We start from the raw sequence: 19,924 nt of genomic DNA on the forward strand, positions 1-19,924 counted from the left end.
GACGATGATCCGCACCACCCTCGCCACGATCTCCGCTCTCCTGCTGCTGGCGCCGCCGGCGCAGGCCGCCGACGATTTCATCGCAGCGCCGACGCTGCGCGCGAGCGTCACCGTGACCTCGGACGTGGTGCGGGTCGGCGATCTCATCGACAATGCCGGCTCAACCGCGCTGATCCCGGTCTACCGCTCGCCCGATCTCGGCACCACCGGCGCGCTGCCGGTCGCGCATGTGCTGTCGGTGCTGCGCGCAAAGCAGGTGATCGGCGTAATGACCGGCGACATCAAGGAAGTCCAGGTCACCCGCCTCGCCCGCACGCTCGCCAACAAGGACCTCGAAACCGCGGTGGCCTCGGCGCTCGAGCGCCGCTTCGGCCTTGGGGAAGCCGCCAACATCGCCGTCACGTTCGACCGCGGCGTCGCCGACATGCGGCTCGACGCCTCCAACACCGGTGCGCTCCAGCCAGTCGCAACCCGCTATGACGCCCGCAACGGCCGTTTCGACATCGCCTTCGAGATCAACAACGACAACAATGCGGCGCCGACCAAGCTGCGCTTCACCGGCACCGCGATCGAGACGGTGGAAGTGGCCGTGCTGACGCGCGACATCGACCGCGCCGATCTCCTGAAGTCCTCCGACATCGCGCTCGAGCGCCGGCCGAAGGCAGAGGTCACCGGTGAGGCCGCCTCGCGCGAGCGCACGCTCGGCATGCAGCTCCGCCGGCCGATGCGGGCGGGTACGCCGATCCGCGTCGCCGACATCGTCAAGCCGGACTTCGTGTCGCGCGACCAGAGCGTCACCGTCATCTACCAGGTCCCCGGGATCTACCTCACCACGCGCGGCAAGGCGCTCGAAAGCGGCGCCGAGGGCGACACCGTGAGCGTGCTCAATCTCCAGACCAAGCGCACGCTGGCAGGCATTGTCACCGGTCGCGGCCAGGTGACGATCCAGGGCGCGAGCCAGTCCGCGCCGATGGCGCCCGCGGTCGAGCAGACCTCCTCGCTCAAGCGCGACGAAACGCCCACCCCCGCGGCCGCTGCTGCAGCGCTCGCCCAGAGCCTGGTCCAGGCCCCCGCGTCTCCAGCCCAAGCCGCTCAAGCTCAGATCGCCCAAGCCCATATTCCGCAAGTTCGCGTCCCGCAAGCTCCAGCCAAGTCAGAGTAAGTCATGTCCAGGTTGAGTTCGGCTTCCCGTCTTCGTCGCGTCGCGATCTCTGGTCTGCTGCTGGCAGTTTGCGCGCTGGCGAGCGGCTGCTCCTCGATCGACCGCCTGTCGCAGATCGGCGAGCAACCGAAATTGTCGGCGATCGACAATCCGACGACGCAGCCCGGCTACAAGCCGGTGCAGATGCCGATGCCGAAGCCGGAAGTCGCCTCCTACAATCCGAACTCATTGTGGCGCAACGGCAGCCGCGCCTTCTTCAAGGACCAGCGCGCGACCCATGTCGGCGACCTCCTGACTGTGACCGTGAACATCACCGACAAGGCCAACATCGCCAACGAGACCCAGCGCAGCCGAACCGCCAAGGAGGATTCGGGGATTACCGATTTCATCGGCAGCAAGACGGTCACGCAGCCGCTCAAGATCCTGCCCGGCCGCCTTCTCACCACCGACTCGACATCCTCCGCCGACGGCAAGGGCTCGGTCAATCGCACGGAGGCCTTGCAGACCAACGTCGCCGCGGTCGTGACCCAGGTGCTGCCGAACGGCAACCTCGTCGTCGAAGGCAAGCAGGAGATCCGCGTCAACTACGAGATCCGCGAACTCATCGTCGCCGGCATCGTCCGCCCCGAAGACATCCAGAGCGACAACACCATCGATTCCAGCAAGATCGCACAGGCCCGCATCGCCTATGGCGGCCGCGGCCAGATCACGGACGTGCAGCAGCCGCGCTACGGTCAGCAGGTCATGGACGTGCTGTTGCCCTTCTAAGCCTCTCCCGAGCTCCCACATCGTGTTCGCGAACCTAGGCGCGAACGACGATGTACTACGCGGCCCTCGCTAGCTCCCCTGGCGAGGGCCGCATGTATTTTGTAAAGCCGATTGGGACGACTGACGGCGGGGATTGCCGTAGGAGCCCTCACGTAAACTCCGCCTCCACCACGCCCAGCCCGTCCAGCTCCATCCGCACCTTGTCGCCGGCCTTCAGCCACAGCGTCTTCACCAGGCTCCCCGTCAGCACGAGTTGCCCCGCGTGCAGACCCTTGCTTTCGGCGGCGAGGTGGTTGGCGAGCCAGGCGAGTGCGTTGTGGGGATGGCCGAGCACGTCGGCGCCGGTGCCGTGGCTGACCTCTTCGCCATTGACGATGGCGCGGCCCTTGACCGCCTTCAGATCCGGCACCGACGAGCGCGGCACCGCCTCACCCAGCACGCAGCCAGCGGCGAAGAAATCGTCGGCGATCAACGTCGGCGCACCCATCGATTCCCACTTCACATAGCGGTCGTCGACGATCTCGATCGCGGGATGATAGAACTCAACGGCCTCGCCGACCCATTCGGCCGTGAACGGCGCCTCGCCGGCGGCGAGGTCGCGCTTCAATCGCACCGCGATCTCGCACTCGACGCCGACACGGACATAGTTGGCAGCCGCGAGCTTGGCCCCGCTCTCATGCACGCCCTTCTGGAACACGCTGCCGCCGCAGGGATGCGGGATGCCGATATAGTCCTGCATCACCTGACTGGTGCAGCCGATCTTGTAGCCGACCAGCGGCCCGACATGCGGCAACAGGAGATCGTGCAGCGCGCGCTGGACCTGATAACCCTCGGCTTCGTCGGCCGGCGGATGGTCCAGGGCCGCGAGCGGCGCGCGGTTACGGCGCGCGAGTGCAATCGCCTTTGCGGCTTTGAGAATCTTGTCCATCGGCGCCGGCTCCCACGCTACGCAATTGAGGTCGGCACTTCAGCATCCCCGCCGCGGCGTGACAAGCGCGGGCCAAGGGACGGGCCAAGGGCGGCCTCAGCCCTTGACGAGACCGAGCCGGATCAGGCTCTCGGCCGTCGCGAGGATCGCCTCGTCGTTGGAACGGGCCTGCCAGCCGAGCAGCGACCTCGCCTTGGCGCTGGTGGAATGCCGAACCCTTCCAAGCATCGGCACGACCGCGCGCAGCAGCGGAATCCGGTTCGCGGCCAGCCGCACCAGCCAGTCCGGGGCGTGGCGCCGCGGAACCCGGCGCGCCCTGGGTCCGAGTTCCCGCCGCAGCACCCTGGCGATATCGAGGATCGACATCGTCTCGCCGGAGACCGCGATGAAGCGCTCGCCTTTCGCTTCGGGCGCCGTCATCGCGCGCAGGTGCAAATCGGCCACGTCGCGCACGTCGACCACACCGAAATAGACCCGCGGCACCGCCGGCATGGCGCCGTCGAGCAGCGATTTGACGATCTCGATCGAGCCGGAGAAGTCCGGCCCGAGCACGGGGCCAAAAATGCCGGCGGGATTGACGACGGACAATTCGAGCCCACCGCCCTCGCGCGCGACGAAATCCCAGGCCGCCCGCTCGGCCAGCGTCTTGGATTTGATGTAGGGCTGCACGTCGGCGCCGTCGAGATTGGTCCAGTCGGTCTCGTCGAACGGCCTGTCGCGCGCCGGATGGCCATAGCCGATCGCGCCCAGCGACGAGGTGACGACGACCCGCCTGACGCCGGCCTCGCGTGCGGCATGCAGCACCCGCAGCGTGCCGTCGCGGGCCGGGATGATCATCTCGTTCTCGTCCTTGGGAACACTGGTCGACAATGGCGAAGCGACATGGAGCACGTAATCGCAGCCGGCGACGGCCTCGCGCCAGCCGTCGTCCGCGGTGAGATCGGCGGTGAAAAAGGACAGGCTTTCCGGCGACGCAGCTCCGCCCTCGCGCAACATGGCGAGCACGTCGGCCTGCCGGTCCGGGCGACGCACCGTGGTCCGCACCTGATGGCCGGCGGCCAGAAGCTGCAGGACGACATGGATGCCGACGAAGCCGGACCCGCCGGTGACCAGAACAATGCTCATTGCCGAATTCCCCTCATTGCGCAGGCTGGGCGAATTGGTTCCGCCACCCTGCTCAAGGCCGCATCTGGTCACTATCTCCCGGGGAACAAGTAGAATGGATTTCGAGACCGGTATGGAAAACCTGACCAGCGTTTGCGACGGCGACTGCGATTGCAGCCCCGACGCTGCCCTGCTCGCCGACTTCAAGCGCGCCATCCATGCACTCGGCGGCAAGTGGAAGCTGGAGATCCTGTTTGCACTGATGAACGGCGCCGTTCGTTTCGGCGCGTTGCGGCGATCGATCGGCGGCATCACCCAGCACATGCTGACCACGCAGCTGCGCGAGCTCGAGCAGGACGGATTGGTGTCGCGAACCGTCTTCGCGGAGAAACCCTTGAGGGTCGAGTACGAGTTGACGGATGCGGCCTACGGCCTGTTGCCGGCATTTAAGGAAATATTGAGCTGGTCCAGGCTTTATGGCGATGCGCGCCTTGCGGCGTCGCAGCAAGCCTGATTGCAGCCAAGCCTGATTGCAGCGATGTGTGAAGCTGCCGGATCGTTGCCTCAGCCTTCGAGTCGATCTCGTTGATGCGACTCGCAAAAGCTCCCTCACCTGAAGTGAAGGCTGTTTCTCATCCGAACTTACGTGAGCTCGGAGGAAGTGACTCTAGCCCATTGATCGTGATTCACTTTTCGCGATCGCTGATGCGCGTCGCGGCAAGCGGCAGACAAAATGCTGATCACGGCGCTCAAGCTGCACCGTGAGCCCAAAAACAAAGAGCCGCATCGCTGCGGCTCGGACTCTATTCGTCGCGGTAGGCCTTCTCGCGTTTCTCGTGGCGCTCCTGCGCTTCCACCGAGAGCGTCGCGATGGGCCGGGCTTCGAGCCGCTTCAAAGAGATCGGCTCGCCGGTGTCCTCGCAATAGCCGTAGGTGTTGTCCTCGATACGCTGGAGCGCGGCGTCGATCTTGGCGATCAACTTGCGCTGGCGGTCGCGGGCGCGGAGTTCGATGGCGCGGTCAGTTTCGGACGATGCCCGATCGGCGAGATCGGGGTGGTTCACGTTCTCCTCCTGCAGAGCCTGCAGGGTGAGCTTGGACTCTTTGAGGATCTCATCCTTCCAGGCGAGGAGCTTCAAACGGAAGTACTCCTTCTGCCGGTCGTTCATGAAAGGCTCTTTTTCGGTCGGTCGGTAGTTTTTCAACTTTTCCAAGGGCGGCCTATCTGTCTAAGCAACGACTCGCAACGGAACGGGGTCCGTTAAGCCGGGCTTATATAGCGGCCTCCTGTGACAGACAATATTTCCCTGATCGTTCGGTTAGCGCCCCCAAGCCCTTGCACAGGAAGGTTTATCCTGGAGAACCCGGGGGCGGCCGAAGGCCTAGTAACCGACCGTGAAACGCTGCCTCGGATGGGCCGGCCGCTCGATCTCGTCGGCGAGCGCAATGGCGTAGTCGGCGAAGCTGATCCAGCTTTTTCCGTTCGCATCTGCGAGAAGCTGATCGGTCCCGAGCCGGAACTTGCCGGTTCGCTCGCCCTCGATGAAGAGGGCCGACGGCGAGATGAAGGTCCAGTTCAGGTCCTTTTCCTGTCGCAGCAGCTCAAGGAAAGCCCCGCCCGCCTCCGCTTCGGCCTTGTATTGGGCGGGAAAACCGGGGGTTGTAACCAGTTTGACGCCGGGAGCGACTTCCAGGCTGCCGGCACCGCCGATAACGAGGTAGCGACCAACGCCGGACGCCTTCGCCGCGCCGATCAGCTTGAGCGGATCGCTGGCCAGGAAGTGCACGGAACTCACGGCGACGTCATGCCCCGCCCACAGCCTGGCAAGGCCAGCCTGGTCGAGCACGTCGCCCTTGGTGGGCGTGACGTTCGGCAGGGTCGCGATCTTCTCGGGGTTCCGGGCGATCGCCGTGACCGCATGGCCGCGGCGCGACAGTTCCTCGGTGATCTCCGACCCGGCCCGGCCCGAGGCGCCGGCGACTGCGATTTTCATGGAAGGCTCCTTTGCTTCTTTTGGTAACTAACGGTTACTAGATATCGCAAAGGATGCTGGTGTTAAGAGAGCACTTTGTGCTTACCTGATTACGCAAGAGTAACCGGGACCCGTCACCGGCGCGCGAGCCGGCAAGGGGCCAAACGGATCGTGAGGAGTTGACGATGAAGCCAGACGTCTATGCAGCGAACTGCCCCACGCGCCAGATCCTCGACCGCGTCGGCGACAAATGGGCGGTGCTGATCCTGCTGCTGCTGCGCGAGGAGCCGATGCGCTTCAATCAGTTGCGCCGAACGATTGAAGGCATTTCGCAGAAGATGTTGAGCCAGGTTCTCAAGTCGCTCGAGCGCGACGGCCTGATCAAGCGTCACGCCATCGCAACCGTACCGGTGACGGTGGAGTATTCGATCACGCAGCTCGGGGTGACGCTCGCGGCCGCCGTCGATCCCCTGCGCGATTGGGCCGAGCAGAATCTGAAGGACGTGCTCGCCGCCCAGCGCCGCTACGACACGCAGCAGAAGGACGAAGCGGCCTAAGCCTGCCCGGCCTTGGCCAGCTCGACCTCGACGCGCAGCTCGATCTCGGACAGCAGGGAATCCAAACCAGGATCGCCCGAGGATGATTTCAGGTTCGCCGCGGCATCGCGCAGCCGCATCACGGTCGAGGCGTCGAGATTGCCGGACAGTAATCCCATCTTGAGATCGTCGAGCACGTCGAGCGCGGTCCTGCCACGGGCGACCGAGCGCTTGCGGCGCTCGACCGGATCTTCCTCGATGCCTTGCAGTGCGAGCAGCCCATCGATGTTCGCGGCCGCCTTCGGTGCGGCAGCGCCCCGCGTCTCCTGCGCCGACGAGGTGTCGGGCAGCACGAAGGTGCCGGAGCTCGTCCGCCTGGCCTGGCTGGCCGGCGTACCAAGCGTGGTGCCGTTCGGTCCGTAGATGCGCATCGCAGGAATCCGGGTGATCGATGCCGTCACCTTCGCCGTCTTATGGTTAACGGCGCGTAAACGGCCCGGCAAAATCTGCCGAGAGGCGGCAGTTTCGCTCCTCAGGGAGAACGCTCCCTGACATCGGTGGAAACAGGTTTATTCAACCTATTCAATCGCGTAACCCCGCTGCCCCGCGTTGGCACAGCACTCGCAAGGAAAGCGTCGGACCAGCTCGTCATGGGAGTGTCGAGGATGGTCCGAGATGTGAGGAGCCTCGGGGAGCAGAGGATGCCAGGCGTTCGTTGGGTGAGGATTGTTGGGGTGGCCTGCGCCGCGCTGTCAGCGCTGGCGCTCTCGGTCACGTCCGCAAGCGCGACGTCGCGCATCAAGGACCTCGCCAATATCGAGGGCGTGCGGCAGAACCAGCTCATCGGCTACGGCCTCGTCGTCGGCCTCAACGGCACCGGCGATACGCTCAACAACATCCCTTTCACCAAGCAGTCGCTGCAAGCGATGCTCGAGCGCATGGGCGTCAACATCCGCGGCGCCACCATCCGCACCGGCAACGTCGCCGCCGTGATGGTCACGGGCAATCTGCCGGCCTTCGCCACCCAGGGCACGCGCATGGACGTCACAGTCTCCGCGCTGGGCGACGCCAAGGATCTGCGCGGCGGCACCCTGCTGGTCACGCCCCTGCTCGGCGCCGACGGCAATGTCTACGCGGTCGGACAGGGCTCGCTCGCGATCTCCGGTTTCCAGGCCGAAGGCGAAGCGGCGAAAATCGTGCGCGGCGTTCCGACCGTCGGCCGCATCGCCAACGGCGCCATCATCGAGCGCGAGATCGAATTCGCGCTCAATCGGCTGCCGAACGTGCGACTCGCGCTGCGCAACGCCGACTTCACCACGGCCAAGCGGATCGCGGCCGCGATCAACGACTATCTCGGCGTCAAGACCGCCGAGCCGATCGATCCCTCGACGGTGCAGCTTTCGATCCCGCCGGAGTTCAAGGGCAACGTCGTCGCCTTCCTCACCGAGATCGAGCAGCTCCAGGTCGATCCTGATCTCGCCGCCAAGATCGTCATCGACGAACGCAGCGGCATCATCGTGATGGGCCGCGACGTTCGCGTCGCCACCGTCGCGGTGGCGCAAGGCAACCTCACCGTCACCATCTCCGAGAGCCCGCAGGTCAGCCAGCCCAACCCGCTGTCACGCGGGCGCACGGTGGTCACGCCGCGCACCGGCGTTAGCGTCGTCGAGGACGGCAAGAAGTTCGCCGTCGTCAAGGACGGCGTCTCGCTTCAGCAGCTCGTCGACGGCCTCAACGGCCTCGGCATCGGCCCGCGCGACCTCATCAGCATCCTCCAGGCGATCAAGGCCGCCGGCGCGATCGAAGCCGACATCGAGGTGATGTGATGCAGACCAGCATGATCAATACCCCGCACGTCGTCACCTCCTCGGCCTTCTCGGTGGAGAGCCGCAACGGCCGGCCCGACTTCGAGCTCGCCGCCGCGTTGCAGAAGGTCTCGCCGCAGCAGCAGTCGAAGGCGCAGAAGACCGCCACCGATTTCGAGGCGATGTTCCTCAACAGCATGTTCTCGCAGATGACCTCGGGCCTGAAGGGCGAAGGTCCGTTCGGCGACACCCCGGGCACCGGCGTGTGGCGTTCGATGCTGACCGAGCAATATTCCAAGAACTTCGCCAAGGCCGGCGGCGTCGGTGTCGCCACCGAAGTCTACCGCACCCTCATCATGCAGCAGGCGAAAACAATCCGCACGGCATAAGGTCAACCGAGATGAACCACTTCAACGCCTCACGTCAGCCGGTGCAAGCGCAGCGCCCCAACACCGCACCCGGCAACGCCGAGGCGCGCAAGGTCGCCGAGCAGCTGATGGATGCGATGAACGCCCTGCTCGGACTGGTCGAGCGCGAGACCGAGCTCGTCCGCGCTGGCCAGGTCCGCGAAGCGATGACGCTCGAGAGCAAGAAGCAGGAGCTGTCGCGCAACTATGTCAGCGCCGTCAGCGAATTGAAGACGAACCAGGCCCAGCTCGCGAAATCCGCGCCCGAGCTGCTCTCGACGCTGCATCGGCACCACGATGCGTTCCGCGCGATGCTCCAGGTCAATCTCACCGTGCTCGCGACCGCACACGCGGTCTCGGAAAGCGTGGTGCGCGGCGTCAACGCCGAGATCCAGAAGCGCAACGTGCCCAACACCTACACGGCGGCGGGACGCCGCGCGGCTCCAGGCCCACGCCACATCACCCCGCTCGCGGTCAGCCGCTCGCTCTGAGCGCGCGCGAAAACTCCCCGCAATTTTACGAAAAACCGCGCGGCGATATCGTCGCGCGGTTAGGCACGTTTGCTTACCCGGTCTTCAATCCTGGTGTTCCATGGTTGCGTATTGAGAGGGGTTGGGATTTGACTCAGACGAGGCAACCAGGAGGCTGCCATGAGTACAGATTTCAGCATCAGGCCGGTGGGGATACCGGCCCCCGTGCAGATCATAACGACGTCCAATGCGGCGGCGAACGAGGCCGTGCAAACCGATTTGCCGGTGAGCCAGACGGTCGCCGCGAGCGATACGAGCGCGGCTGCGCGCAATGATTTGCAGAGCACCAACGACAGCGTTTCACGCCAGGTGGTTTTCAACCAGCCCGCCGCGTCCTTCGTGTTCCAGGTTGTGAACGAAAGGACCGATGCGGTTGTCGATCAGTTTCCGGACGAAGCGATGCTGCGGCGGCGGGCCTATTTCCACGCACTGGATATGAAGTCCGAGCCCCCGCGTCCACTCAGCACCGATCGCAGCGCCTGACGTTCACGCCGCGGGTCGCGACGGCCGTATCGAGGTCGTTCGAACCGGTCGCGTTACGACCGTCCCGAAAGACCGGCGGCGATATTGCGATTGATCTCGATCAGCGGGCGGAAGTGATCGAGCTGCGGGCTCATCAGCAGCGCAGCAGTCTGGCTCAGCACGAACACGCTGATATTGGCGATCCTCTGCCGAACGTCGAGCGGCTGCGGATTGGTGTCGCGCATCGCCTCGCTCAGGAAGATGGTCCAGAGCTTGCGGTTGAACATCAACGCCTGCGTCGTCTGCTCGTTGAAGGGATCGGCACTGTTGATGGCGTCCTGCAGCTTGTTGGCGGCCTTCAGGAGCGTCTGCGCCTCGATATCGCGAGGAGACGCAGTGGTCGTGGCTACACGCGCGTAGGCCGAAGCAGCAGAACTCGACATCGATCACCCTGGAGGTTTCCTCGCCCGTTGTACAGGCTTAAGGATCTCTTTCCCAACCCTAGGCAGCACCGCTTAAGATTTGCTTACGTGAGAGTGCGGACGAGCTCCGGACAATTACGGGTCGCGGCATCCACCTTCACCTCAAGGCTAAATCCGAGTGCGCGCACTGTAAACGATTGCATCCATCATGCGCTGATCTGAGCTAATCGACAGTTAGCGATCTCGCTCAAAACAACGGCGAAGCCTAGGCTTCGCCGTTGAATGATTCATCGTGTACGTCAGCGTCGCGGTTAGCGGAGGAGCTGAAGCACGCTCTGCTGCGACTGGTTGGCGAGCGACAGCGCGGAGACTGCGATCGACTGACGCGTCGAGAGCGCCTGGCTGTTGGCCGCTTCCTCGTTGGTGTCCGCAAGCGTCAGGCTCGACGAGCCGGTCTGCAGCACGTTGATCAGGTTCTTGCTGAAGTCCTGACGGATCTGCACGATCGACAGGTTCGAACCGAGCGTCGACGCCTCGGCACGCAGCGTGGTGCTGGCCGAGTTGAGCGAAGTCAGGATGGCGTTCGCCGATTTCGAGTCCAGGAAATCAACGCCCGAGGTCAAGGGAGCAAGGTTGAGGCCGGCGTCGTTGAAGGTGACGCCCTGAATGTTCAGCGTCGAACGCCCGGTTTCGTTGAACACGAGCTTGAGCGTATCGCCGTTCAGCAGATTCACGCCGTTGTAGGAAGAGTCCTGCGCCGTGGTGTTGATTTGCGCGAGCACGTTGTTGTACTGCCCGACCAGATTGGCGCGCGTGGCTTGCGAATCCGGGTCGACGGTGGGCGCCTGCGCGATCAGGCCATAGAAGGGCTGGCCGCTCGCCGCGGCCGTGCCGCCGATTGCGCCGATCGTCGAGGACGCCGAGTCGTTGGAGGTCACGATGTTGAGATGACCGGTCGTGTCGATCGTTGCCTGCAGGTTGTTCGCCGCCAGCGCCGCGTTGAGTTGATTGAGCGTGGAAACCTGCCCGACGCCGGCACCGAAGGTGATGCTGGTGGCGGTGCCGCCGCCGGTCGGACCGATCGTCAACGTCTTGCCGCTGAGCGGGGGCGGAACGCGGGCGGTGGTGCCGGCAGTGAGGCCGAGCGCCGTGAGCACGTTGCCCGAGCCGGAGATCGCCAGATCCTGGCTCGTGCCGGTGCTGAGCACGAGCTTGCCGCCGAAAACTGTCGAGGCCGTGCCCGTACCCGTGATGCCGTCGATCGCGCTCAGTACCGACTGCACCGTGAGTGTGCTGCCCGCACCGATGCCGATCGTGACGTTGCCGAACGAGTCGGTGGTCGAGGTGGTTTGCGCGGTCGAGAAGGTGATCGTCTTGCCGTCGACAGTCAGGACCGAACCGTTGGTGATGGTCGTACCGAGATCGTCCGAACCTGCACCGGCGGTACCGACCAGCTTGGTCGCGCCCGTGATCGGCGCCGCGCCGCTCGTATCGTCATTGTTGACGACGGTGCCGGTGACCGTGTTGTTGGTGTATGCCGTGCCCAGCAGGTTGTTGGCGGTCGCACCGGGGACCGCGGCCGACGTCACGTTGGATTTGGGCGAGTACCCCGTCGGGCTCTGCAGTACCTGGCTGGCGATCGATTTGGCGCTGTCGACCAGCTTTTGCAGCGAGGTGATGCCGGTGTTGGCGGCCTGCAGCACCTGCACGCCGTTGCTGATGCCATCCAGGAGATTGCTGATGTCGCTGGCGCGATTGTCGAGCCCCTGTGCGGTGAAGAAGTTGGTGGGGTTATCAAGCGCCGTGTTCACCTTCTTGCCGGTCGAAAGGCGTCCTTGCGTGGTAGCGAGCAGGTCGGCTGTCGACTGCAGCGACAACAGGTTCTGGCGGACTGATGCCGAGAGAACGATGTTGGACATTGGCAGATCTTCCTCTTGGAGCGCGACGCGTACGGATCGGAGCCCGCCGGTCTGGCAAATGGGCTTTTGTCTAGTTCTAGACGCACTCCTTTAAATTAAGGTTAATGGCGGCTTAAGCCACAGGGTTAACAAGGTATTAACCGGCCAGGGTTCCCTGAAACCCGGCTCACGCCGCGTCACGCGCAAAAAAACGGCGGGGCAAAAGCCCCGCCGTAATGCCTTGTTTGACGATTTTCGTCGCGTATCAGCGCAGGAGCTGCAACACGCTCTGCTGCGACTGGTTGGCCAGCGACAGCGCCGAGACCGCGATCGACTGGCGGGTCGACAGCGCCTGGCTGTTGGCCGCTTCCTCGTTGGTGTCGGCCAGCGTCAGGTTTGACGAACCGGTCTGCAGGACGTTGATCAGGTTCTTGTTGAAGTCCTGACGGATCTGCACGACCGACAGGTTCGAACCCAGCGTCGATGCTTCCGAACGCAGCGTGCTGCTGGCGGCATTGAGCGAGGTCAGGACCTTGTTGGCCGAAGCGTTGTCCAGGAAGTCGGTGCCCGAGGCGAGGGTCGAGATGTTGAGACCCGCGGTGTTGAAGGTCACACCGGTGATGCTCAGCGTCGACTTGCCGGTTTCGTTGAACGTCAGCTTCAGCGTGTCGCCGTTGAGCAGGTTGACGCCGTTGAAGGAGGCATCCTGCGCGGTCGTGTTGATCTGCGCGAGCACGTTGTTGTACTGCGCAACCAAGCCTGCACGCTGCGTCTGCGAGGTCGGATCGGCAACCGGAGCCGCGATGGCAGCGCTGTGGAACGGACCGGTGGCGGTAAAGGCCGAGCCGCCGAGCGTGCCGATCGTCGAGGAGGCCGCGTCGTTCGTGGTCGTGATGGAGATCACGCCGGTCGAGTCGATCGAGGCCTGCAGGTTGTTGGCCGCCAGCGCCGAATTGAGCCCGTTCAGCGTCGAGACCTGGCCGGTGCCGGTGCCGAAGGTGATGCTGGTGGGCGTGCCGCCGCCGGTGGCTGCGATCGTCAGCGTCTGGCCCGAGATGGCGGGCGGGACGCGGGCGGTGGTGCCGGCCGTGAGACCGAGCGCGGCGAGCACGTTGCCCGAACCCGCGATCGTGAGATCCGAGGTCGTGCCGGTGCTCAGCGTGAGCTTACCAGCCGCGACGGTCGAGGCGGTGCCGGTGCCGGTGATGCCGTCGATCGCGCTCAGCACGCTCTGCACCGTCAAGGTGCTGCCCGTGCCGATGCCGATGGTGACGTTGCCGGCGGTGTCGGTGGTCGAAGTGGTCTGCGCGGTCGAGAACGTGATGTTCTTGCCGTTGACCGTCAGGACCGAGCCGTTGGTGATGGCCGTAGCAAGGTCGTCGGACGTCGCGCCCGCGGTGCCAACCAGCTGGGTGGAAGCGGTGATGTTGACCGCAGTGCCGGTGTTGTCGTTCAGCACGGCGGTGCCGGCGACGGTGCTGTTGGTATAAGCGGTACCCAGCAGGTTGCTGGCGGTCGCGCCGGTGATGGCGGTCGAGGTCACGGTCGACTTGGTGGAGTAGCCCGTCGGGCTCTGCAGCACCTGGTTGGCGATCGACTTGGCGCTGTCCACCAGCTTCTGCAGCGAGGTGATGCCGGTGTTGGCTGCCTGGAGAACCTGAACGCCGTTGCCGATGCCATCGAGCAGATTGCCGATGTCGCTGGCGCGGTTATCAAGGCCCTGGGCGGTGAAGAAGTTGGTGGGATTATCCAGAGCCGAGTTCACCTTGCGGCCAGTCGACAGACGGGACTGGGTGGTGGCGAGGAGGTCGGCGGTGGACTGGAGGGAGAGCAGGTTCTGGCGAACCGATGCGGAGAGAACGACGGACATACTGTTACCTTTCTGGTAGCTACGCGTCCTATCTGACCAATTGATCAGACGACCGCCGGACCGTGCGTCCAAGCCTCTAACAATCCGTGAAATGAAACCCGCAGTTTTTCCCGCCGCGACGCCGGAAGCCCCCTTCGAGGCCGCGGCAGACGGCTGGACATGCCGCTATCGGCCTTGAAATTGTTGCATTTTCCGTCCCCGGCGCCGTCGTTTACGACCTGTTAACCATGTTGCGCAAGGATCGGCTCCAAATCACGAACGATCGCCCTCATCGCACGAACGCCGCGACGGATCGTTGTAAAAGGGTTGATGGAGAACAGGCATGGCTCTCAAGGTTGAGCTCAAACCGCACGAACGCATCATCGTCGGCAATTCGGTGATCACCAACACCGACCAGCGCGCCCGCCTCCTGATCGACGGCGACAACGTGCCGATCCTGCGCGAGCGCGACATCCTCACGCCGGAGACCGCCGACACGCCGGCCAAGCTCGTCTATCTCGCGGTCCAGCTCATGTACATCTCGCCGGATCCGCAGAGCCAGCACGGCACCTACTTCAACCTGGTGCGCGACATCGTCACCGCGGTGCCGAGCGCCTGGCCGATCATCGAAAGCATCAACAACAACATCATGAGCGGCGATCTCTACCGGGCGCTGAAGGATGCCCGCAAGCTGATCGCCTATGAAGAGAAGCTGCGGGACCAGTACCAAGCGACGCATCCCAAGGGTGACGTCAGCTCGGCCGCCTGATCGGCACGCATCAGCCTGCCCAAATGACAACGGCCCCGGATCATGTCCGGGGCCGTTGTCGTTTCACCTGCGTTCCTGGTCACTGCGCCGCCAGCGGCGGCGCCTCGACCTCGATCAGACCACCGCCGATCCGCCGCGCGCCGAACTCCAGCACCGCAGCCACAAGCGCGTCGATGTCCGTCTCGTCGGTACGGTGATTGACGATGGCAGCGCGGATCGCGAACCTGCCGTCCAGCGTCGTGCTCGAGGGCGCCGCAACGCCGGACTCCTGGACATCGGCGACGATCTCGCGATTGACCGCATCGTCGGCGCGGTAGCGGAAGCAGACGATGTTGAGGTTCACCGGCGCCAGCAATTCCAGCCGCGGCTCGGCCAGCACGCGCGTCTCCCGATACTTCGCCAGCGCGCAGCTTCGCGCGATCACCGCGCCCAGCCGGTCGGTGCCGAACGTCTTCAGCGTGAACCAGGTCTTCAGCGCGCGGAAGCCGCGCGACAGGTCGGGGCCGAGATCGCAGGGCCAGACCGCGCCCGCCGCAAGCCCCCTCGCCTCGCGGCGCAGATAGGCCGCCGGCTGCGCAAAGGCCTGCCGGTGCTGCTCGCCGTCGCGCACCAGCAGGAAGCCGGCGTCGTAGGGCACCTGCCCCCATTTATGGAAGTCGAGCGCAATGGAATCGGCGAGCTCGATGCCGCCGAGCATGGGCGCGAGCTCGGGCGAGAAGATCGCGAGCGCCCCGAAGGCGCCATCGACGTGAAACCAGATTCCCTCCTCGCGGCACAGCGCAGCGATGGCCTTGAGGTCGTCGATCGCGCCGATATCGACCGTGCCGGCAGATGCGACCACCAGGAACGGCTTGAAGCCGACCTCGCGGTCGATCGCGATCTGCGCGCGCAGCGCGGCGACGTCGATGCGATGATCGGCATCGACGCCGATCTTGCGCAGCGCATCGGTGCCGAGCCCGGCAATGTCCATCGCCCTGGAGACACAGCCATGCGCAGCCTGCGACGTGTAGGCCGTGAGCAGCGCGCCGTCATTGCCGATGCCGTGCTGCCGCGCCAGCGTCCCGAGCGCAGCGGTGCGCGCCACCAGCACCGCCATCAAATTGGCCATCGACGTGCCCGTGACGAAGATGCCGCTCGCAATCCCCGGGAAATCAAACAGGCGCCGCATCCACGCGACGATCTGGCGCTCGACTTCGATCGGCATGTGATCGCGTCCGCCGAGATTGGCATTGAGGCCAGCTGCGAGCATCTCCGCGAGCATGCCGACCGCGGTGCCGCCGCCATGCACCCAGCCCATGAACCCGGGATGGACATTGCCGGTCGCATAGGGCGCGACATGCTCGGCGAATTCGCGATAAACATCGGCAAGGTCGCTCGCCTCGCGCGGCACGTCGGCCTTCAATGCCGCGCGGATGCCGTCGGGAATCGGCTGCCACACCGGCCGCGCGCGGACATTGGCGATGCCGTCGATCGCCTCGTCCAGCATGCGATGGGCGAGCGTGCGAAATTCGCTCCAGTCCTGCGGATCGAGCGAAGCCTGCACGACGGAGCTTTGCGCGTTGCGGATGATCTCGTTCATGCTGCGCTCGCCTTGCCCTCTCCTGCGTGCCGCGACAGCATCGCCGTGAACGCGGCAAAGATCTTGCGCATCTGCGGCGGCTTGTACGGAAACACGACCGGCGGATCCATGTTGTGCACGACGGCGGTGTTGTCGGCTTCGAAGACCAGCAGCTCGCGGTTCTGGTTCTCGGCGCAATCGAAGATGAAATAATCGAGGCCGACGCGCCGGCTCATCTCGTCGAGCGCGGCCTTGTGGCGCGCGGCGAAGGCGTGGTCGAAGTCCAGCATGAAGACGGCCTCTTCAGCCCGCTTCTCCTCGCTGAACGCCATGTAGGCGTTGAGATACCAGATGTCCCAGCGATCGGCGATCGCCATGTGGCAGGCGTAGGGCTTGCCGTCGACCATGGCGAGACGATATTTGCGATAGAGCCCGTCGGGGCTCGCATAATCGACGAAGCGCGCGACGAAGAAATCCTGCTCCTCGCGCTCGGCGAGATAGGCCGCGAGTGCCGGCGCATCGTCGAGCTTCGCGAGCCCGACACCGGCATGCGTGCCGCGCGGCCGCGCGATCATCGGAAAGCGTAATTCGCCGGCGATGTCCTCGCAAGCGATCCGGCCCTGCGCGAGATCCGTCAATTGCGCGCGCGTCGCGTGGATGGTCGATGGAATCTCGAGACCAGGGATGCCGGCCAGCAGCCGATACAGCTTGTCGCGATCGAGGTTGCCGATGAGATCGGGGCGATTGAGCAGCGGCCGCGGCCAGCGCGGCGCAGCCTTTTCGATCAGGGCCAGTGTTTCCCGGCATTCCTCGGAATCGGATGCAACCACGATGGCAACGTCGTGATCGGGCAACGTTTCAGGCAAGCCGACATCCTTGGTCACATAGAGCGTCAGCAGCTCGAAATCGGAGCCTTCGAGCAGGAATTCGATCGGCGTGTTGCCACCCATGTCGATGTCGGCCGCAAGGGCGAGCACGCGCAAGCCGGGCTTCGGAGCCGCAGCGGGCGTGCGAAACAATTGATGGAAGGTCAGCACCTCCGACTGGATCGCCAGCCCCGCCGCCTTGTCGCCGAGTAGCTGGACGATCAGCGATAGGTCAAGGCCTTCGCCCGCGTGCGCTGCTCCTTCCGTGATCCGCGTGACGAGCTGATCGCGCAGTGGCTGCAGATCGACACCTTCGAACGCCTGGCGCGTCAGCTGCGCAAAGCCGATGCGGTCGGCATAGTTCGGCACGGTCACGCCGATCGGCGCGGAAACTGGATGCTGCATCTCATACCTCGAACGCGGACTTTTCCGGTGCGGTTGCGGCTGCGCCGCGGTCAAGCAGCAGCTCGATCTTCACCAGGACATGGGCGATGCGATCGAGCAGGTGCTGCACATTGCGTCGTGCCTGCGCCATATCCGGCGACCAGGCCTCGGTCACGAGCCGGGCGCCGACGCAGAGGCGCAGCACGGCTTGCGGCGCATCGTCCTGCCGCTCCAGCCGGACCGGCTGGCCGATCAGGCTGCGCTGGACGGCGATCTGCCGGTCCGCCGCGCTGCCGCTGATTTCGTCGTTCATGTCACGCCGCAGCGCCCGATGGACGGCGCCGGTCTCGGCCATCGAGACCGGCTTGCCGTCGCGCAGCAGCATGAACGGAAAGATCGTGGCCTGCGCGAACTCCTCGTCGTCCCCGGCAGTCTTCTCGGTCGCCGTTGGAACGGGTTGAAGCGACGGCGACAGCGCGATCATGCTGTCGATGCCGGCGGCAAGCTCGGCCAGCGCCCTGACGCGGAAAGCTCCGGGCACGGCGTAGTAGCTGCCGATCTCCGCGAGCGCCGCCTCCCAGCGCAGCCATTGTCCGAAATTCGGCCGGCGCTCGAAGCGTGAGCGCAGCGCCGTCCAGGCCGTCGGCCAATCGCAGCGGCCGGCATAGTCGAAGAAGCCCGGCGCAATCCCTTCAATCCGGTCGAGCGACCGCGAAAACCCTTTCGGCACCAGCAGCGCGCCGCTGAAGGCAGGGCCGCCGAAGAATTTCGAGCCGGTGATCAGCACCATGTAGCCGCGATCGAGATAGGAGCGCAGCCGGCGGCGGCCGAGCCGCGCCTGACAGGCGTCGACGACGACCTGAACCTTGCGCGGCCAGCGCCGCGCGATCTCATCGAGACAGGCCACGCCCGGCGCGCGCCAGCCGAGCTTCGAGGAATCCATGATCTGAAGCAGCACGGGCGCACCTTGCGCGATCGTCGCTTCGATCGCCTCCAGCACCGCGGCATCGGTGTCGGCGCGCATCGCGATCCCGGGCCCGGCCCGAAGCAGCGGCAACGTCACGCTGGCGCCGGCGAGTCCGGCAACCGCGCCATCCTTGCGCACGGCAAGGCCGCTCGCGGTCATGGAGCTGAAATGGTGACCGCGCGCGGTATGGGCCGTGCCGCTACCGGTCTGGTCGGCGCCGACCACGATAGTCACTGGCGGGGCGCCGAGCACCGCACGGGCCAGGAACAGGGCGTGAAGCTGGGAATCGGTGCCAGACGGCGAGAACACGACGTCGACGCGCGGCGAGAGCTGGAGATGGCCGCGCAACTCCTCGCGCATGGCCTCGCCGCGCGCATCGAAGGCGATCTCGACCTCGTCGAACAGGCACCTGTGCATCAGCTCTTCGCGCGCCAGCGCGGCGCGGTCATAGGCGGATTGCGAGATCGTCGATGCCGTCGAGGAGGCGAAATTCCAGATCTCCGGTTCCGGCGAGGCTGCACAGCCATAGGCGTTGACGCGATCCCCTGCGTCGAGCGCCAGCCGCGGATCTCCGCCGGAGACGAGAAGCGTGTCCAATGGTGTGAAGAGATCGCGCAGGCGGTAGCGCGAGCCGCCGTCGAATGTGCGCTCGGGGACAGACAGACCGGATGCGCCGGCGCTCATCCCGGAAGGCTCACGCCGCATCGGCAGCTGCCGCGGGCGCGGCTGCGAATTGCGAGGCGATGTCGCCGTGGAACACCGACGGCCCGACGTGATCCAGCGAGCTCTCGATGTCGGCCCAGATCTCGCCGTCGATGTCGGTCCAGCGCTTGCAGAAGGCGAAGTCCTCGGAAAGATAAGTCCCCGTCGCCGGATCGATCATGCATTCGAACAGCGCGAAGCGGTTCTGGCTCGCCGCCAGCGTGTCGTGCGAGTGCTCGCGGAAGAATTGCAGGCCGGCATAGTTGGGGTGGCGGCACATCGCCTCCAGCACGTGGCGGCGGATCATCAGGAAGCCGGTGCCGGCGTAGCGCACGCGGGTAAAACCGTTGACCACCACGATGCGGTCGGGATCCTCGATCTCGAGCACATAATCGAGCGCGGCCGCCGGCACATCCGTGCGGCCGGACTCGATCGCCCGCCTCGCCTTGTCCCAGTTGACCCGCTTGATCGGATAGCAGCCGGCGACGACATCCGCGCCGCATTCGATCAGCCGGAACACCTGCTCGGGCTTGAAGCCGATGTCGGCGTCGATGAACAGGAAATGGGTCGCCTTTGGATCGTCGAGGAACATCGCGGCCAGATTGGCCCGCGCGCGCGTGATCAGCGCATCGCCGTCGCGCATGAGCACCTTGAGCTCAAGATTGGACATGCCGTGCACGGCGCGCTGGAGCGCGAAGATCGAGCTCGCATAAATGCTCGAGACCTGCCCGCCGAAGCACGGCGTGGCCACCACCAGCTGCATCTTGTCCGACATCGACGGCCCCCGCCCCGCTCAACTCCTCTCCAAAAGGTAAAGAGGCATGGTTAACGGCG

Annotated in this window: 21 protein-coding genes; 9 read left to right on the plus strand and 12 right to left on the minus strand. The window is 65.0% G+C overall.

Translation table 11 applies throughout. From position 1 onward, the window contains the following. The first annotated feature begins 4 nt into the window (after positions 1–4). Positions 5–1,162, plus strand: a complete 1,158-nt coding sequence (gene flgA / locus J4G43_RS34880) for a flagellar basal body P-ring formation chaperone FlgA (RefSeq protein WP_208087699.1) — start codon at positions 5–7, stop codon at positions 1,160–1,162. 3 nt (positions 1,163–1,165) lie between these two features. Next, entirely contained in the window at positions 1,166–1,930 is a 765-nt protein-coding gene (gene flgH / locus J4G43_RS34885) for a flagellar basal body L-ring protein FlgH (protein WP_208087700.1), read from the plus strand. Between the two features lie 148 nt (positions 1,931–2,078). Here the strand turns inward: flgH and J4G43_RS34890 are convergent, their stop codons facing one another. Then, entirely contained in the window at positions 2,079–2,858 is a 780-nt protein-coding gene (locus J4G43_RS34890; RefSeq protein ID WP_208087701.1) for a 2-keto-4-pentenoate hydratase, read from the minus strand. Positions 2,859–2,954: 96 nt separating this feature from the next. Next, positions 2,955–3,983: an SDR family oxidoreductase gene (locus tag J4G43_RS34895; RefSeq protein ID WP_208087702.1), complete on the minus strand. Its 1,029-nt coding sequence runs from the start codon at positions 3,981–3,983 to the stop codon at positions 2,955–2,957. Between the two features lie 94 nt (positions 3,984–4,077). On the opposite strand from J4G43_RS34895, the gene J4G43_RS34900 reads away from it, so the two are divergent. Continuing rightward, positions 4,078–4,476, plus strand: a complete 399-nt coding sequence (locus J4G43_RS34900; RefSeq protein WP_208087703.1) for a winged helix-turn-helix transcriptional regulator — start codon at positions 4,078–4,080, stop codon at positions 4,474–4,476. Positions 4,477–4,765: 289 nt separating this feature from the next. Here J4G43_RS34900 and dksA read toward each other — a convergent pair whose 3' ends face one another. Together dksA and J4G43_RS34910 are read right to left on the minus strand one after the other, a co-directional pair. Beyond that, positions 4,766–5,176: an RNA polymerase-binding protein DksA gene (gene dksA / locus J4G43_RS34905; protein ID WP_208087704.1), complete on the minus strand. Its 411-nt coding sequence runs from the start codon at positions 5,174–5,176 to the stop codon at positions 4,766–4,768. Positions 5,177–5,344: 168 nt separating this feature from the next. Beyond that, the gene (locus J4G43_RS34910; RefSeq protein WP_208087705.1) at positions 5,345–5,956 is read right to left on the minus strand and encodes an NAD(P)-dependent oxidoreductase; all 612 of its coding nucleotides are present in this window, start codon (positions 5,954–5,956) and stop codon (positions 5,345–5,347) included. Between the two features lie 164 nt (positions 5,957–6,120). Between J4G43_RS34910 and J4G43_RS34915 the strand changes: the two genes are divergently transcribed. Further along, a complete protein-coding gene (locus tag J4G43_RS34915; RefSeq protein WP_071912203.1) occupies positions 6,121–6,492 on the plus strand; it encodes a winged helix-turn-helix transcriptional regulator in 372 nt (123 codons plus the stop codon). On the opposite strand, the gene J4G43_RS34920 is transcribed toward J4G43_RS34915, so the two are convergent. Then, positions 6,489–6,902, minus strand: coding sequence for a flagellar assembly protein FliX (locus tag J4G43_RS34920; protein WP_063982271.1), 414 nt, complete (start codon positions 6,900–6,902; stop codon positions 6,489–6,491). The genes J4G43_RS34915 and J4G43_RS34920 overlap by 4 nt on opposite strands. A 270-nt stretch (positions 6,903–7,172) precedes the next feature. Between J4G43_RS34920 and J4G43_RS34925 the strand changes: the two genes are divergently transcribed. The 4 genes from J4G43_RS34925 (at position 7,173) to J4G43_RS34940 (ending at position 9,696) form a co-directional block, all read left to right on the plus strand. Then, positions 7,173–8,297, plus strand: a complete 1,125-nt coding sequence (locus tag J4G43_RS34925; protein WP_028148517.1) for a flagellar basal body P-ring protein FlgI — start codon at positions 7,173–7,175, stop codon at positions 8,295–8,297. Beyond that, positions 8,297–8,665 (plus strand): flagellar assembly peptidoglycan hydrolase FlgJ, encoded by a 369-nt coding sequence (gene flgJ, locus J4G43_RS34930; RefSeq protein ID WP_028148518.1) that lies wholly within the window; start codon positions 8,297–8,299, stop codon positions 8,663–8,665. Before J4G43_RS34925 ends, flgJ begins: the two co-directional genes overlap by 1 nt. Positions 8,666–8,676: 11 nt before the next feature. Beyond that, positions 8,677–9,174, plus strand: a complete 498-nt coding sequence (locus J4G43_RS34935; RefSeq protein WP_028158316.1) for a hypothetical protein — start codon at positions 8,677–8,679, stop codon at positions 9,172–9,174. A gap of 159 nt (positions 9,175–9,333) precedes the next feature. Beyond that, positions 9,334–9,696: a hypothetical protein gene (locus J4G43_RS34940; RefSeq protein ID WP_028148520.1), complete on the plus strand. Its 363-nt coding sequence runs from the start codon at positions 9,334–9,336 to the stop codon at positions 9,694–9,696. 53 nt (positions 9,697–9,749) lie between these two features. Here the strand turns inward: J4G43_RS34940 and flaF are convergent, their stop codons facing one another. From flaF to J4G43_RS34955, 3 genes are all read right to left on the minus strand, one after another. After that, positions 9,750–10,118 carry a flagellar biosynthesis regulator FlaF gene (gene flaF / locus J4G43_RS34945; RefSeq protein ID WP_014493991.1) on the minus strand — a complete coding sequence of 123 codons (369 nt, stop codon included), beginning with the start codon at positions 10,116–10,118 and terminating at the stop codon, positions 9,750–9,752. Positions 10,119–10,408: 290 nt separating this feature from the next. Then, complete coding sequence (locus J4G43_RS34950) at positions 10,409–12,016, minus strand: flagellin N-terminal helical domain-containing protein (protein ID WP_208087706.1); 1,608 nt, start codon at positions 12,014–12,016, stop codon at positions 10,409–10,411. A 244-nt stretch (positions 12,017–12,260) separates the two neighbouring features. Further along, positions 12,261–13,865, minus strand: coding sequence for a DUF1522 domain-containing protein (locus J4G43_RS34955; RefSeq protein WP_063982267.1), 1,605 nt, complete (start codon positions 13,863–13,865; stop codon positions 12,261–12,263). 322 nt (positions 13,866–14,187) lie between these two features. Between J4G43_RS34955 and flbT the strand changes: the two genes are divergently transcribed. Beyond that, entirely contained in the window at positions 14,188–14,613 is a 426-nt protein-coding gene (flbT, locus tag J4G43_RS34960) for a flagellar biosynthesis repressor FlbT (protein ID WP_071912194.1), read from the plus strand. 79 nt (positions 14,614–14,692) lie between these two features. Here flbT and J4G43_RS34965 read toward each other — a convergent pair whose 3' ends face one another. Genes J4G43_RS34965 through J4G43_RS34980 form a run of 4 tightly spaced genes read right to left on the minus strand, consistent with a single transcriptional unit; the run spans position 14,693 to position 19,865 of the window. After that, positions 14,693–16,192, minus strand: coding sequence for a pyridoxal phosphate-dependent decarboxylase family protein (locus J4G43_RS34965; RefSeq protein ID WP_208087707.1), 1,500 nt, complete (start codon positions 16,190–16,192; stop codon positions 14,693–14,695). Beyond that, positions 16,189–17,442 (minus strand): ATP-grasp domain-containing protein, encoded by a 1,254-nt coding sequence (locus tag J4G43_RS34970; RefSeq protein ID WP_208087708.1) that lies wholly within the window; start codon positions 17,440–17,442, stop codon positions 16,189–16,191. The genes J4G43_RS34965 and J4G43_RS34970 overlap by 4 nt, the downstream gene beginning before the upstream one ends. Before the next feature lies 1 nt (position 17,443). Continuing rightward, positions 17,444–19,093, minus strand: coding sequence for a hypothetical protein (locus tag J4G43_RS34975; protein WP_208087709.1), 1,650 nt, complete (start codon positions 19,091–19,093; stop codon positions 17,444–17,446). Beyond that, positions 19,083–19,865 carry a methylenetetrahydrofolate reductase gene (locus J4G43_RS34980; RefSeq protein WP_208087710.1) on the minus strand — a complete coding sequence of 261 codons (783 nt, stop codon included), beginning with the start codon at positions 19,863–19,865 and terminating at the stop codon, positions 19,083–19,085. The genes J4G43_RS34975 and J4G43_RS34980 overlap by 11 nt, the downstream gene beginning before the upstream one ends. Positions 19,866–19,924: the final 59 nt, after the last annotated feature.

Source organism: Bradyrhizobium barranii subsp. barranii, from assembly GCF_017565645.3.
Classification (GTDB): domain Bacteria; phylum Pseudomonadota; class Alphaproteobacteria; order Rhizobiales; family Xanthobacteraceae; genus Bradyrhizobium; species Bradyrhizobium barranii.

Excerpts from the sequence above, each read along its gene's own strand:
- flgA (WP_208087699.1), top strand. The coding sequence starts at position 5 with ATGATCCGCACCACCCTCGCCACGATCTCCGCTCTCCTGCTGCTGGCG.
- flgH (WP_208087700.1), top strand. The coding sequence starts at position 1,166 with ATGTCCAGGTTGAGTTCGGCTTCCCGTCTTCGTCGCGTCGCGATCTCT.
- J4G43_RS34890 (WP_208087701.1), bottom strand. The coding sequence starts at position 2,858 with ATGGACAAGATTCTCAAAGCCGCAAAGGCGATTGCACTCGCGCGCCGT.
- J4G43_RS34895 (WP_208087702.1), bottom strand. The coding sequence starts at position 3,983 with ATGAGCATTGTTCTGGTCACCGGCGGGTCCGGCTTCGTCGGCATCCAT.
- J4G43_RS34900 (WP_208087703.1), top strand. The coding sequence starts at position 4,078 with ATGGATTTCGAGACCGGTATGGAAAACCTGACCAGCGTTTGCGACGGC.
- J4G43_RS34910 (WP_208087705.1), bottom strand. The coding sequence starts at position 5,956 with ATGAAAATCGCAGTCGCCGGCGCCTCGGGCCGGGCCGGGTCGGAGATC.
- J4G43_RS34915 (WP_071912203.1), top strand. The coding sequence starts at position 6,121 with ATGAAGCCAGACGTCTATGCAGCGAACTGCCCCACGCGCCAGATCCTC.
- J4G43_RS34920 (WP_063982271.1), bottom strand. The coding sequence starts at position 6,902 with ATGCGCATCTACGGACCGAACGGCACCACGCTTGGTACGCCGGCCAGC.
- J4G43_RS34925 (WP_028148517.1), top strand. The coding sequence starts at position 7,173 with ATGCCAGGCGTTCGTTGGGTGAGGATTGTTGGGGTGGCCTGCGCCGCG.
- flgJ (WP_028148518.1), top strand. The coding sequence starts at position 8,297 with ATGCAGACCAGCATGATCAATACCCCGCACGTCGTCACCTCCTCGGCC.
- J4G43_RS34935 (WP_028158316.1), top strand. The coding sequence starts at position 8,677 with ATGAACCACTTCAACGCCTCACGTCAGCCGGTGCAAGCGCAGCGCCCC.
- J4G43_RS34940 (WP_028148520.1), top strand. The coding sequence starts at position 9,334 with ATGAGTACAGATTTCAGCATCAGGCCGGTGGGGATACCGGCCCCCGTG.
- flaF (WP_014493991.1), bottom strand. The coding sequence starts at position 10,118 with ATGTCGAGTTCTGCTGCTTCGGCCTACGCGCGTGTAGCCACGACCACT.
- J4G43_RS34950 (WP_208087706.1), bottom strand. The coding sequence starts at position 12,016 with ATGTCCAACATCGTTCTCTCGGCATCAGTCCGCCAGAACCTGTTGTCG.
- J4G43_RS34955 (WP_063982267.1), bottom strand. The coding sequence starts at position 13,865 with ATGTCCGTCGTTCTCTCCGCATCGGTTCGCCAGAACCTGCTCTCCCTC.
- flbT (WP_071912194.1), top strand. The coding sequence starts at position 14,188 with ATGGCTCTCAAGGTTGAGCTCAAACCGCACGAACGCATCATCGTCGGC.
- J4G43_RS34965 (WP_208087707.1), bottom strand. The coding sequence starts at position 16,192 with ATGAACGAGATCATCCGCAACGCGCAAAGCTCCGTCGTGCAGGCTTCG.
- J4G43_RS34970 (WP_208087708.1), bottom strand. The coding sequence starts at position 17,442 with ATGCAGCATCCAGTTTCCGCGCCGATCGGCGTGACCGTGCCGAACTAT.
- J4G43_RS34975 (WP_208087709.1), bottom strand. The coding sequence starts at position 19,093 with ATGCGGCGTGAGCCTTCCGGGATGAGCGCCGGCGCATCCGGTCTGTCT.
- J4G43_RS34980 (WP_208087710.1), bottom strand. The coding sequence starts at position 19,865 with ATGTCGGACAAGATGCAGCTGGTGGTGGCCACGCCGTGCTTCGGCGGG.